The sequence below is a fragment of the Pseudescherichia sp. genome (assembly GCF_031987975.1).
In the GTDB taxonomy this organism is placed as follows: Bacteria; Pseudomonadota; Gammaproteobacteria; order Enterobacterales; family Enterobacteriaceae; genus Pseudescherichia.
This window is the reverse complement of the sequence record NZ_DALZYX010000004.1, coordinates 387,092-399,922: the sequence shown is the minus strand read 5'-3', so window position 1 is coordinate 399,922 and position 12,831 is coordinate 387,092. Positions and strand designations below refer to the sequence as shown.

General features: G+C 53.5%; 12 protein-coding genes. All 12 read left to right on the top strand.

Translation table 11 applies throughout. The annotated features are described in order from the left end of the window. Positions 1–526: 526 nt before the first annotated feature. Positions 527–907: a F0F1 ATP synthase subunit I gene (gene atpI / locus RTN40_RS09650; RefSeq protein WP_042393520.1), complete on the top strand. Its 381-nt coding sequence runs from the start codon at positions 527–529 to the stop codon at positions 905–907. 8 nt (positions 908–915) lie between these two features. Further along, entirely contained in the window at positions 916–1,734 is an 819-nt protein-coding gene (gene atpB / locus RTN40_RS09645) for a F0F1 ATP synthase subunit A (RefSeq protein ID WP_268106301.1), read from the top strand. A gap of 50 nt (positions 1,735–1,784) precedes the next feature. Continuing rightward, on the top strand, positions 1,785–2,024 hold the full coding sequence (gene atpE, locus RTN40_RS09640) for a F0F1 ATP synthase subunit C (RefSeq protein ID WP_000429386.1): 240 nt from the start codon (positions 1,785–1,787) through the stop codon (positions 2,022–2,024). 62 nt (positions 2,025–2,086) lie between these two features. Next, positions 2,087–2,557, top strand: a complete 471-nt coding sequence (gene atpF, locus RTN40_RS09635) for a F0F1 ATP synthase subunit B (RefSeq protein ID WP_042393514.1) — start codon at positions 2,087–2,089, stop codon at positions 2,555–2,557. A 14-nt stretch (positions 2,558–2,571) separates the two neighbouring features. Next, entirely contained in the window at positions 2,572–3,105 is a 534-nt protein-coding gene (gene atpH, locus RTN40_RS09630) for a F0F1 ATP synthase subunit delta (RefSeq protein ID WP_103820591.1), read from the top strand. Positions 3,106–3,117: 12 nt separating this feature from the next. Beyond that, entirely contained in the window at positions 3,118–4,659 is a 1,542-nt protein-coding gene (gene atpA, locus RTN40_RS09625; protein ID WP_103820590.1) for a F0F1 ATP synthase subunit alpha, read from the top strand. A 50-nt stretch (positions 4,660–4,709) separates the two neighbouring features. Continuing rightward, positions 4,710–5,573, top strand: a complete 864-nt coding sequence (atpG, locus tag RTN40_RS09620) for a F0F1 ATP synthase subunit gamma (protein ID WP_042393507.1) — start codon at positions 4,710–4,712, stop codon at positions 5,571–5,573. Between the two features lie 31 nt (positions 5,574–5,604). After that, complete coding sequence (gene atpD, locus RTN40_RS09615) at positions 5,605–6,987, top strand: F0F1 ATP synthase subunit beta (RefSeq protein ID WP_042393505.1); 1,383 nt, start codon at positions 5,605–5,607, stop codon at positions 6,985–6,987. A 20-nt stretch (positions 6,988–7,007) separates the two neighbouring features. Next, complete coding sequence (locus RTN40_RS09610) at positions 7,008–7,427, top strand: F0F1 ATP synthase subunit epsilon (protein ID WP_103820588.1); 420 nt, start codon at positions 7,008–7,010, stop codon at positions 7,425–7,427. A 699-nt stretch (positions 7,428–8,126) separates the two neighbouring features. Beyond that, a complete protein-coding gene (glmU, locus tag RTN40_RS09605; RefSeq protein ID WP_312228251.1) occupies positions 8,127–9,497 on the top strand; it encodes a bifunctional UDP-N-acetylglucosamine diphosphorylase/glucosamine-1-phosphate N-acetyltransferase GlmU in 1,371 nt (456 codons plus the stop codon). A gap of 191 nt (positions 9,498–9,688) precedes the next feature. Beyond that, positions 9,689–11,518, top strand: coding sequence for a glutamine--fructose-6-phosphate transaminase (isomerizing) (glmS, locus tag RTN40_RS09600; RefSeq protein WP_312228250.1), 1,830 nt, complete (start codon positions 9,689–9,691; stop codon positions 11,516–11,518). Between the two features lie 198 nt (positions 11,519–11,716). After that, positions 11,717–12,757, top strand: coding sequence for a phosphate ABC transporter substrate-binding protein PstS (gene pstS / locus RTN40_RS09595; RefSeq protein WP_312228249.1), 1,041 nt, complete (start codon positions 11,717–11,719; stop codon positions 12,755–12,757). Positions 12,758–12,831 lie beyond the last annotated feature (74 nt).

Here is a 12,831-nt window from a genome sequence, read left to right as displayed (position 1 = left end):
TTAAATTTACTGTGACTTTTCCAGTTGTTAACCTCATATTTTGCTTAACCATGAAAATAGTCAACATGGAAAATATCAGGCTGCTAAAAATCAGCAAAAAGCTTTTTACAGAGATGTTAAATATTTATTAAGAATGTCAATAAAACGTTTTTATTGTATATCGGGCTGTTTTAAAAAGAGTGGATAAGATTCATCAAAAATATCAAAAAGATGAGTCAATAGAATTTCTTATCATGAATAATATGTCCTGACCGTAAATGCGCAAATTGTGATCTAATGCACGCTTTAACGTCAGCATTGGCGCGCAATTAGCAATTTTGCACTAGCGCTCACAGTTTGTCTGAAAGTGGAAAAATAGCGCTCGGGAAATTTATTTAAACATTTATTCACCTTTTTGCTACTTATTGTTTGAAATCACGAGGCCGCACCGTATAATTTGCTCGCTTTTTGCTGCTTGACTCTGAGCCATAAAGAACGTTTTATACGACACGCGACATACCTCGAAGTGAGCAGGAGTAAAAACGTGATGTCTTTGTCGCTCTTGAGTAGAAACGTTGCTCGTAAGCTTCTGTTCATTCAGTTTCTGGCTGTGATAGTAAGTGGATTACTATTTAGCCTCAAAGACCCCTTCTGGGGCGTCTCCGCATTATGCGGTGGACTGGCAGTTGTGCTGCCAAATATGTTGTTTATGATTTTTGCCTGGCGTCATCAGGCGCATACACCTGCTAAAGGCCGCATGGCCTGGTCCTTCGCCTTCGGTGAAGCGTTCAAGGTGTTGGCAACCTTCGTGTTGCTGGTGGTGGCGTTGGCGGTTTTGAAGGCGGTGTTTTTGCCGCTGATCGTGACGTGGGTTTCGGTGCTGGTTGTACAGATACTGGCACCCGCTGTAATTAACAACAAAGGGTAAGAGGCATCATGTCTGCAGGAGAAATCTCAACACCGCAGGAGTACATCGGTCACCATCTGAATAACCTTCAGATTGACCTGCGTACGTTCTCGCTGGTGGATCCGCATAACCCCCCGGCCACATTCTGGACGCTGAACATCGACTCCATGTTCTTCTCGGTGGTTCTGGGCCTGTTGTTCCTGATGATGTTCCGCAGCGTTGCCAAAAAAGCAACCAGCGGCGTCCCAGGAAAATTCCAGACGGCGATTGAGCTGGTCATTGGTTTTGTCCACGGTAGCGTGAAAGACATGTACCACGGCAAGAGCAAGGTAATCGCGCCGTTGGCCCTGACGATTTTCGTCTGGGTATTCCTGATGAACCTGATGGATCTGCTGCCAATCGATCTGCTGCCGTACATCGGCGAGCACATCTTCGGCCTGCCAGCACTGCGCGTGGTACCGTCTGCGGACGTGAACATCACCCTGTCGATGGCGCTGGGCGTATTTATCCTCATTCTGTTCTACAGCATCAAAATGAAAGGCATTGGCGGCTTCGCGAAAGAGCTGACGCTGCAGCCGTTCAACCACTGGGCATTTATTCCTGTCAACTTAATCCTTGAAGGGGTAAGCCTGCTGTCTAAACCGGTTTCGCTCGGTCTGCGACTGTTCGGCAACATGTATGCCGGTGAGTTGATTTTCATTCTGATTGCTGGTCTGTTGCCGTGGTGGTCACAGTGGGTTCTGAATGTGCCGTGGGCCATTTTCCACATCCTGATCATTACGCTGCAAGCCTTCATCTTCATGGTTCTGACGATCGTCTATCTGTCGATGGCGTCTGAAGAGCACTGATTTTTTTACCAACACTACTACGTTTTAACTGAAACAAACTGGAGACTGTCATGGAAAACCTGAATATGGATCTGCTGTACATGGCTGCCGCTGTGATGATGGGTCTGGCGGCAATCGGTGCTGCGATCGGTATCGGCATCCTCGGAGGTAAATTCCTGGAAGGCGCAGCGCGTCAACCGGATCTGATCCCTCTGCTGCGTACTCAGTTCTTTATCGTTATGGGTCTGGTGGATGCTATCCCAATGATCGCTGTAGGTCTGGGTCTGTACGTGATGTTTGCTGTCGCGTAGTAAGCGTTGCTTGATTTTTACGGGCAATATCAGAACGTTAACTAGATAAGAGGCATTGTGCTGTGAATCTTAACGCAACAATCCTCGGCCAGGCCATCGCGTTTGTCCTTTTCGTTCTGTTCTGCATGAAGTATGTATGGCCGCCGTTGATTGCTGCCATCGAAAAACGTCAAAAAGAGATTGCTGACGGTCTTGCTTCTGCTGAACGAGCTAAAAAGGATCTGGACCTTGCACAGGCCAACGCGACCGACCAGCTGAAAAAGGCGAAAGCGGAAGCCCAGGTAATCATTGAGCAGGCGAACAAACGCCGTGCCCAGATCCTGGACGAAGCCAAAACCGAAGCAGAGCAGGAACGTACTAAAATCGTGGCGCAGGCGCAGGCAGAAATTGATGCCGAACGTAAGCGCGCTCGCGAAGAGCTGCGTAAGCAGGTCGCCGTTCTGGCTGTTGCTGGCGCCGAGAAGATCATCGAACGTTCCGTGGATGAAGCTGCTAACAGCGACATCGTGGACAAACTTGTCGCTGAACTGTAAGGAGGGAGGGGCTGATGTCTGAATTTGTTACGGTAGCTCGCCCCTACGCCAAAGCAGCTTTTGACTTTGCCGTCGAACACCAGAGCGTTGAGCGCTGGCAGGATATGCTGGCGTTTGCCGCCGAGGTGACAAAAAACGAACAAATGGCAGAGCTTCTCTCCGGTGCGATGGCACCGGAAACGCTCGCTGAGTCGTTTATCGCAGTATGTGGAGAGCAGCTGGACGCCAACGGCCAGAACCTGATTAGGGTGATGGCAGAGAACGGTCGTCTGAATGCGCTTCCTGATGTTCTTGAGCAGTTTATTCAATTGCGTGCAGCCAGCGAGGCTACCGCTGAGGTTGAAGTCACCTCGGCAACCGCACTGAGTGAAGAACAGCTTTCGAAAATCAGCGTCGCGATGGAAAAACGTCTGTCACGCAAAGTGAAGCTGAATTGCAAAATCGATAAGTCTGTAATGGCAGGCGTTATCATCCGTGCGGGTGATATGGTCATTGATGGCAGCGTACGCGGCCGTCTTGAACGCCTCGCAGACGTCTTGCAGTCTTAAGGGGACTGGAGCATGCAACTGAATTCCACCGAAATCAGCGAACTGATCAAGCAGCGCATTGCTCAGTTCAATGTTGTGAGTGAAGCTCACAACGAAGGTACTATTGTTTCTGTAAGTGACGGTGTTATCCGTATCCACGGCCTGGCCGATTGTATGCAGGGTGAGATGATCTCCCTGCCGGGTAACCGTTACGCTATCGCACTGAACCTGGAGCGCGACTCCGTAGGTGCCGTAGTAATGGGTCCGTACGCTGACCTCGCCGAAGGCATGAAGGTGAAGTGTACTGGCCGTATTCTGGAAGTGCCGGTCGGCCGTGGCCTGCTGGGCCGCGTGGTGAACACCCTGGGTGCGCCAATCGACGGTAAAGGTCCGGTTGATAACGATGGCTTCTCGCCTATCGAAGTTATCGCACCGGGCGTAATCGATCGTCAGTCCGTCGACCAGCCGGTACAGACCGGTTATAAGTCCGTTGATGCCATGATCCCAATCGGCCGTGGCCAGCGTGAGCTGATCATCGGTGACCGTCAGACCGGTAAAACCGCGATGGCAATCGATGCGATCATCAACCAGCGCGACTCCGGCATCAAGTGCGTGTACGTGGCTATCGGCCAGAAAGCGTCCACCATTGCTAACGTAGTGCGTAAGCTGGAAGAGCACGGTGCTCTCTCCAACACTATCGTTGTAGTGGCAACCGCCTCTGAATCCGCTGCGCTGCAGTACCTGGCTCCGTATGCAGGCTGCGCCATGGGCGAATACTTCCGCGACCGCGGTGAAGATGCACTGATCGTGTACGATGACCTGTCCAAACAGGCCGTTGCTTACCGTCAGGTCTCCCTGCTGCTGCGTCGTCCGCCAGGACGTGAAGCATTCCCGGGCGACGTGTTCTACCTCCACTCCCGTCTGCTGGAGCGCGCATCCCGCGTAAACGCTGAGTACGTTGAGAACTTCACCAAAGGTGAAGTGAAAGGTAAAACCGGCTCCCTGACCGCGCTGCCGATCATCGAAACCCAGGCGGGTGACGTTTCTGCGTTCGTTCCGACCAACGTAATCTCGATTACCGATGGTCAGATCTTCCTGGAAACTAACCTGTTTAACTCCGGTATTCGTCCGGCGGTTAACCCGGGTATCTCCGTATCCCGTGTGGGTGGTGCAGCTCAGACCAAGATCATCAAGAAACTGTCCGGTGGTATCCGTACCGCGCTGGCACAGTATCGTGAACTGGCAGCGTTCTCCCAGTTCGCATCCGATCTGGATGAAGCAACCCGTAAACAGCTGAGCCACGGTCAGAAAGTGACCGAGCTGCTGAAGCAGAAACAGTACGCTCCAATGTCTGTTGCGCAGCAGGGCCTGGTGCTGTTCGCGGCTGAACGCGGTTACCTCGAAGATGTGGAACTGGCGAAAATCGGTAGCTTCGAAGCCGCACTGCTGGCTTACGTTGACCGTGACCACGCTCCGCTGATGCAAGAGATCAACCAGTCCGGTGGCTATAACGATGAAATCGAAGGCAAGCTGAAAGGCATCCTCGATTCCTTCAAAGCAACCCAGTCCTGGTAACGTCTGGCGGTCTGTCTTAGGGCAGGCCGCAAGGCATTGAGGAGAAGCTCATGGCCGGCGCAAAAGAGATACGTAGTAAGATCGCAAGCGTCCAGAACACGCAGAAGATCACTAAAGCGATGGAGATGGTCGCCGCTTCCAAAATGCGTAAATCGCAGGACAGAATGGCAGCCAGCCGTCCTTATGCAGACACCATGCGCAAAGTGATTGGTCACCTTGCTCACGGTAATCTGGAATATAAGCACCCTTACCTGGAAGAACGCGACGTTAAGCGCGTGGGCTACCTGGTGGTGTCTACCGACCGTGGCCTGTGCGGTGGCTTGAACATTAACCTGTTCAAAAAACTGCTGGCGGATATGAAAGCGTGGTCCGATAAGGGCGTTCAGAGCGAACTCGCGATGATCGGCTCGAAGGGCGTCTCGTTCTTCAACTCCGTAGGCGGCAACGTTGTTGCTCAGGTAACCGGCATGGGGGATAACCCTTCCCTGTCCGAACTGATCGGCCCGGTAAAAGTGATGTTGCAGGCCTACGACGAAGGTCGTCTGGACAAGCTTTACATCGTCAGTAACAAATTTATCAACACCATGTCCCAGTCTCCGACCATCACCCAGCTGCTGCCGCTGCCGGCATCAGAGGATGACGATCTGAAACATAAGGCCTGGGATTACCTGTACGAGCCCGATCCGAAAGCGCTGCTGGATACCCTGCTGCGTCGTTACGTCGAGTCGCAGGTTTATCAGGGTGTTGTAGAAAACCTGGCCAGCGAGCAGGCCGCGCGTATGGTGGCGATGAAAGCCGCAACCGATAACGGCGGTAGCCTGATTAAAGAGTTGCAGTTGGTTTACAACAAAGCTCGTCAGGCCAGCATAACTCAGGAACTCACCGAAATCGTCGGTGGCGCGTCTGCGGTTTAACCAGGTTTAGGAAATTCGTAGAGGATTCAAGATGGCTACTGGAAAAGTTGTCCAGGTAATCGGCGCCGTGGTGGACGTCGAGTTCCCGCAGGACGCCGTACCGAACGTGTACGACGCCCTCGAAGTGACAAATGGTAATGAGCGTCTGGTGCTGGAAGTTCAGCAGCAGCTCGGCGGCGGTATCGTACGTACCATCGCTATGGGTTCTTCCGACGGTCTGCGTCGTGGTCTGGAAGTTCAGGATCTCGAGCACCCGATCGAAGTACCGGTAGGTAAAGCGACCCTGGGTCGTATCATGAACGTACTGGGTCAGCCGATCGATATGAAAGGCGACATCGGTGAAGAAGAGCGTTGGGCTATCCACCGCGCAGCACCGTCCTACGAAGAGCTTTCAAGCTCTCAGGAACTGCTGGAAACCGGCATCAAGGTTATCGACCTGATGTGTCCGTTCGCCAAAGGCGGTAAAGTTGGCCTGTTCGGCGGCGCGGGCGTAGGTAAAACCGTAAACATGATGGAGCTGATCCGTAACATCGCGATCGAGCACTCCGGTTACTCCGTGTTTGCTGGCGTGGGTGAGCGTACTCGTGAGGGTAACGACTTCTACCACGAGATGACCGACTCCAACGTTCTGGATAAAGTATCCCTGGTGTACGGCCAGATGAACGAGCCGCCGGGAAACCGTCTGCGCGTTGCACTGACCGGTCTGACCATGGCTGAGAAATTCCGTGACGAAGGTCGTGACGTACTGCTGTTCGTTGACAACATCTACCGTTACACCCTGGCCGGTACGGAAGTATCCGCACTGCTGGGCCGTATGCCTTCAGCGGTAGGCTACCAGCCGACCCTGGCGGAAGAGATGGGCGTTCTGCAGGAGCGTATCACCTCCACCAAAACCGGTTCTATCACCTCCGTACAGGCAGTATACGTACCTGCGGATGACTTGACTGACCCGTCTCCAGCCACCACCTTTGCGCACCTTGACGCAACCGTGGTACTGAGCCGTCAGATCGCCTCTCTGGGTATCTACCCGGCCGTTGACCCGCTGGACTCTACCAGTCGTCAGCTGGATCCGCTGGTGGTTGGCCAGGAGCACTACGACACCGCGCGTGGCGTACAGTCTATCCTGCAGCGTTACCAGGAGCTGAAAGACATCATCGCCATCCTCGGTATGGATGAGCTGTCTGAAGAAGACAAACTGGTGGTAGCACGCGCACGTAAGATCCAGCGCTTCCTGTCCCAGCCGTTCTTCGTGGCAGAAGTATTTACCGGTTCTCCGGGCAAATACGTCTCCCTGAAAGACACTATCCGTGGCTTTAAAGGCATTATGGAAGGCGAGTACGATCACCTGCCGGAGCAGGCGTTCTACATGGTGGGTTCCATCGACGAAGCCGTGGAAAAAGCCAAAAAACTTTAACGCCTTAATCGGAGGGTGATATGGCAATGACTTACCACCTGGACGTGGTCAGCGCAGAGCAACAGATGTTCTCTGGGCTGGTCGAGAAAATCCAGGTAACGGGTAGCGAAGGTGAACTGGGGATTTACCCGGGTCACGCCCCGCTGCTCACCGCCATTAAGCCTGGTATGATCCGCATCGTGAAACAGCACGGTCATGAAGAGTTTATCTACCTGTCTGGTGGCGTACTTGAAGTACAGCCGGGCACCGTGACCGTACTGGCTGATACCGCGATTCGTGGCCAGGATCTCGACGAAGCGCGAGCCCTGGAGTCGAAGCGTAAAGCAGAAGAGCACATTAAGAGCTCGCACGGCGACGTGGATTACGCTCAGGCGTCTGCGGAGCTGGCCAAAGCTATTGCGAAACTGCGCGTTATCGAGTTGACCAAAAAAGCGATGTAACACCGGCTTGAACGTACGAAGCCAGTCTGGTCTCCAGGCTGGCTTTTTTTATGCCTGTACGTGGCCGCTTTCCTTTTGAAAAGGTGTTTTAACTTTTTTGTGATTATCATCACAAAAATGTTGATCGATTAATCAACACAGCGTAGACTTATTTTGTGAGGTAAGTCACATTAATTAATCCATCGACCAGGAAAAGATCATGAAACTGATTAACAAAATCATCGCTTTCTTCAATAACATGAACGTTTCTTTTGGTACGTTTAACCTCTAATCCCTGCACATACCGCCAATTAAAACCACAACCGCTGGCGGCATGAACAGAGCATAACAAGGGCTGCCCAAAGGCGGCCTTTGTATTTTATATTTCCCATACAATATCGCCCGATCGGCCTGGATTCTCCCTCCTCGGTTCCCTTTATACTCTCCCTCACTTTGCGCCGAAGCGGCAGCTGATTTACTGTGCTCTCTTTATTCAGAGAGCGAAAGAAATGTAAAAACATCAGCATAGCGGGTAAAGACGCAGCAATATGTACGCGTTATGCGGTAATTCGTTTTATGATGGGTCAAGCCAGGGGAATAAATGCGGATAAAAGCGGCCGATAGCACATTTTATACGCACCCCATTTCACGTTGAAAAAAATGTAGTATTTTCAACGTCAAAAGGTAAAAATTCTTCTTCAAATCAGAGTCAGGACGCGTATGTTGAACAGTAGCATGAGCGTGGTGATCCTTGCCGCTGGCAAGGGAACCCGTATGTATTCGGATCTTCCTAAAGTGCTTCATACTCTCGCCGGGAAAGCGATGGTACAGCATGTCATTGATGCCGCAAATAATCTAGGCGCAAGCCGGGTTCATCTGGTCTACGGTCACGGTGGCGATCTGCTTAAACAGACGCTGCGTGACGACAACCTGAACTGGGTGCTGCAGGCGGAACAGTTGGGCACAGGCCATGCTATGCAGCAGGCGGCCCCAGGTTTCGCCGACGATGAAGATATCCTGATGCTCTACGGCGACGTACCGCTGATCTCCGTTGAGACCCTACAGCGCCTGCGTGATGCAAAACCGCAGGGCGGCATCGGGCTGTTAACCGTGAAACTTGACGACCCCACCGGCTATGGCCGTATCACCCGTGAAGACGGGAAGGTAACCGGCATCGTTGAGCATAAAGATGCGACTCCTGAACAGCATAAGATTCAGGAAATCAATACTGGGATCCTGATTGCCAACGGTGCAGATCTGAAGCGCTGGCTGGGCAAGCTCACCAACGACAATGCACAGGGTGAATACTATATCACCGACATTATCGAGCTGGCTTACCTGGAAGGACGTGAGATCGCGGCGGTGCATCCGCAGCGCCTGAGCGAAGTCGAGGGCGTGAACAACCGCCTGCAGCTTTCTCGTCTGGAGCGTGTTTATCAATCCGAGCAGGCAGAAAAGCTGCTGTTAGCGGGCGTGATGCTGCGCGATCCGGCACGTTTTGACCTGCGCGGTACGCTGAGTCACGGCCGTGATATCGAGATCGACACCAACGTTATTCTGGAAGGTAACGTTACGCTGGGCAGCCGGGTCAAAATCGGCGCGGGCTGCGTGATCAAAAACAGCGTCATCGGCGATGACTGCGAGATCAGCCCCTACAGCGTGGTAGAAGATGCTACCCTGGAAGCTGCCTGCACCATCGGCCCGTTTGCCCGTCTGCGCCCCGGCGCGGAGCTGCTGGCTGGCGCGCACGTAGGCAACTTCGTTGAGATGAAAAAAGCGCGTCTGGGCAAAGGCTCGAAGGCGGGACATCTCACCTATCTTGGCGACGCGGAAATTGGCGACAACGTTAATATCGGCGCGGGTACCATCACTTGCAACTACGACGGTGCCAACAAGCATAAAACCATTATCGGCGACGATGTCTTTGTCGGTTCCGATTCGCAGTTTATCGCTCCGGTGAGCGTGGCCAGCGGCGTTACCATCGCGGCGGGAACCACGGTGACCCGTGACGTCGCCGCAGACGAGCTGGTGATTAGCCGTGTGAAGCAGACCCATATCAAAGGCTGGAAGCGTCCGGTCAAGAAGAAGTAACGTTTTTGTAAGCCGGGCAGGTGGCAACGCCGCCCGGCAAACAGGGATGAGGAGATCAATATAGATCTCCCGCCCACCAGCAGTAGCTATAAATATAACCCCACTCTCTACAAGGCTCGGGGCGCCCGGAAAACGGGTAACGCAGGTTGACCGACAACGCATGGCTTACGCCATAATCAGGAAATCTAACTATGTGTGGAATTGTTGGCGCAGTTGCGCAGCGTGATATTGCTGAAATCCTTCTCGAAGGCTTACGTCGTCTCGAATACCGTGGCTATGACTCTGCCGGCCTGGCAGTGGTCGACAGTGAAGGGCATATGACCCGCCTGCGTCGTCTCGGTAAAGTCCAGATGCTCTCTCAGGCAGCTGAAGAGCATCCGCTGCATGGCGGAACCGGTATTGCTCATACCCGTTGGGCAACGCACGGTGAACCGTCTGAAGGCAATGCTCACCCGCATGTCTCTGAACATATCGTGGTGGTGCATAACGGCATTATTGAGAACCACGAACCGCTGCGCGAAGAGTTAAGATCGCGCGGCTATGAATTTGTTTCCGAAACCGACACCGAAGTGATCGCTCACCTGGTGCACTGGGAGCTGGCAAAAGGCGGCTCGCTGCGCGATGCCGTTCTGCGTGCTATCCCGCAGCTGCGCGGCGCGTACGGTACGGTTATCATGGATACCCGCGATCCTGACACCCTGCTGGCTGCCCGCTCCGGTAGCCCGCTGGTTATCGGCCTTGGCATGGGCGAAAACTTCATCGCCTCCGACCAGCTGGCTCTGCTGCCGGTAACCCGCCGCTTTATCTTCCTTGAAGAGGGCGATATTGCGGAAGTGACCCGTCGTAGCGTCGTGGTATTCGATCGCTCTGGCCATGAAGTAAAACGTCCGGACATCGAATCTAACCTGCAATATGACGCTGGCGATAAGGGTATCTACCGCCACTACATGCAGAAAGAGATTTACGAGCAGCCGAACGCGATTAAAAACACCCTGACCGGGCGTATCAATCACGGCGCAATCGATCTCAGCGAGCTGGGCGAGAAAGCTAACGAGATGCTCTCTCAGGTTGAGCATATTCAGATTATCGCCTGCGGAACTTCCTACAACTCCGGGATGGTGTCACGCTACTGGTTTGAATCACTGGCCGGTGTGCCGTGCGATGTGGAAATCGCCTCTGAGTTCCGCTACCGCAAATCTGCCGTGCGCCGCAACAGCCTGATGATCACCCTCTCCCAGTCCGGGGAGACGGCGGATACTCTGGCCGCGCTGCGCCTCTCTAAAGAGCTGGGCTACCTCGGTTCGCTGGCGATCTGTAACGTGCCTGGCTCTTCGCTGGTGCGTGAGTCCGACCTGGCGCTGATGACCAATGCCGGAACCGAGATCGGCGTGGCCTCCACCAAGGCCTTCACCACCCAGCTCACCGTGCTGCTGATGCTGGTGGCGAAGCTGAGCCGCCTGAAGGGTTTGGATGCCTCTATCGAACAGGATATCGTGCATGGCCTGCAGGCGCTGCCGAACCGTATCGAGCAGATGCTCTCCCAGGACAAACGCATTGAAGCGCTGGCAGAGGACTTCTCTGAGAAGCACCATGCTCTGTTCCTTGGCCGTGGCGATCAGTACCCTATCGCGCTGGAAGGCGCGCTGAAGCTGAAAGAGATCTCCTACATTCACGCGGAAGCCTATGCCGCAGGCGAGCTGAAACACGGCCCGCTGGCGCTGATTGACGCCGATATGCCGGTTATCGTTGTGGCACCTAACAACGAACTGCTGGAAAAACTGAAGTCCAACATCGAAGAAGTTCGCGCCCGTAGCGGTGTGCTCTATGTCTTTGCCGATCAGGATGCCGGTTTCACCAGCAGCGATAACATGCACATTATCGAGCTGCCGCACGTAGAAGAGGTGATTGCGCCGATCTTCTACACCGTGCCGCTGCAGCTGCTGGCTTACCACGTCGCGCTGATCAAAGGCACCGACGTTGACCAGCCGCGTAACCTCGCGAAATCTGTAACCGTAGAGTAATCTTCCTCTTACGTCCCGTCGCTACCGGCGGGACGTCTCTCCTCATTGTGCTATTTTTAAACAATCCATAGACTATTTTCGGTCAAATAAACGCCTGTCATAAAAATGTCATAATACGTACATTTAACTGTCACCTGGTTGTCCTATTTTGCATATCGTAGAAACCAAACAACGATTTACGATCCCTCAGGAGACATTATGAAAGTCATGCGTACCACTGTCGCTACTGTTGTCGCCGCGACCTTATCCCTGAGCGCTTTCGCTGTTAACGCAGCGGCAAGCCTGACCGGCGCGGGTGCAACCTTCCCAGCGCCAGTGTATGCCAAATGGGCGGATACCTATCAGAAAGAGACCGGTAGCAAAGTTAACTACCAGGGTATCGGCTCTTCCGGCGGCGTGAAGCAGATCACTGCTAACACCGTAGACTTTGGTGCATCTGATGCTCCGCTGTCTGACGAGAAACTGAACCAGGAAGGCCTGTTCCAGTTCCCGACCGTTATCGGTGGCGTCGTGTTGGCGGTTAACCTGCCAGGCGTAAAATCCGGTGAGCTGGTGCTGGATGGTAAAACGCTGGGTGACATCTACCTGGGCAAAATCAAAAAATGGGATGACGAAGCGATCGCTAAGCTCAACCCAGGCATGAAGCTGCCTTCACAGAATATCGCTGTGGTTCGTCGTGCTGACGGCTCCGGTACTTCCTTCGTCTTCACCAGCTACCTGGCAAAAGTGAACGAAGAGTGGAAATCGAAAATCGGTTCTGGCTCTACCGTAAACTGGCCGACCGGTCTGGGCGGTAAAGGTAACGACGGTATCGCCGCGTTCGTACAGCGTCTGCCTGGCTCTATCGGCTACGTGGAGTACGCCTACGCTAAGCAGAACAACCTGGCCTACACCAAGCTGATCTCTGCCGATGGCAAACCCGTCTCTCCGACCGAAGAGAGTTTCTCTAACGCCGCGAAAGGCGTGGACTGGAGCAAAAGCTTCGCTCAGGACCTGACCAACCAGAAGGGTGACGACGCGTGGCCAATCACCTCCACCACCTTCATCCTGATCCACAAAGAGCAGAAGAAACCTGAGCAGGGCGCTGAAGTGCTGAAGTTCTTTGACTGGGCATACAAAGACGGTGCGAAGCAGGCTAACGATCTGGATTATGCAACCCTGCCGGACAGTGTGGTTGAGCAGGTGCGTGCCGCGTGGAAAACGAATGTGAAAGACAGCAGCGGTAAAGCGCTGTACTAACAGGATCTTTTTGACGAAGATGGCGGGTGGCGTAGGCTTCCCGCCCTACGGATAAAAACTGTAGGCCCGGTAAG

Bases quoted from the DNA above. Each gene is read 5' to 3' on its own strand.
- atpI (WP_042393520.1), top strand. From the start codon at position 527: ATGTCTTTGTCGCTCTTGAGTAGAAACGTTGCTCGTAAGCTTCTGTTC.
- atpB (WP_268106301.1), top strand. From the start codon at position 916: ATGTCTGCAGGAGAAATCTCAACACCGCAGGAGTACATCGGTCACCAT.
- atpE (WP_000429386.1), top strand. From the start codon at position 1,785: ATGGAAAACCTGAATATGGATCTGCTGTACATGGCTGCCGCTGTGATG.
- atpH (WP_103820591.1), top strand. From the start codon at position 2,572: ATGTCTGAATTTGTTACGGTAGCTCGCCCCTACGCCAAAGCAGCTTTT.
- atpA (WP_103820590.1), top strand. From the start codon at position 3,118: ATGCAACTGAATTCCACCGAAATCAGCGAACTGATCAAGCAGCGCATT.
- atpG (WP_042393507.1), top strand. From the start codon at position 4,710: ATGGCCGGCGCAAAAGAGATACGTAGTAAGATCGCAAGCGTCCAGAAC.
- atpD (WP_042393505.1), top strand. From the start codon at position 5,605: ATGGCTACTGGAAAAGTTGTCCAGGTAATCGGCGCCGTGGTGGACGTC.
- RTN40_RS09610 (WP_103820588.1), top strand. From the start codon at position 7,008: ATGGCAATGACTTACCACCTGGACGTGGTCAGCGCAGAGCAACAGATG.
- glmU (WP_312228251.1), top strand. From the start codon at position 8,127: ATGTTGAACAGTAGCATGAGCGTGGTGATCCTTGCCGCTGGCAAGGGA.
- glmS (WP_312228250.1), top strand. From the start codon at position 9,689: ATGTGTGGAATTGTTGGCGCAGTTGCGCAGCGTGATATTGCTGAAATC.
- pstS (WP_312228249.1), top strand. From the start codon at position 11,717: ATGAAAGTCATGCGTACCACTGTCGCTACTGTTGTCGCCGCGACCTTA.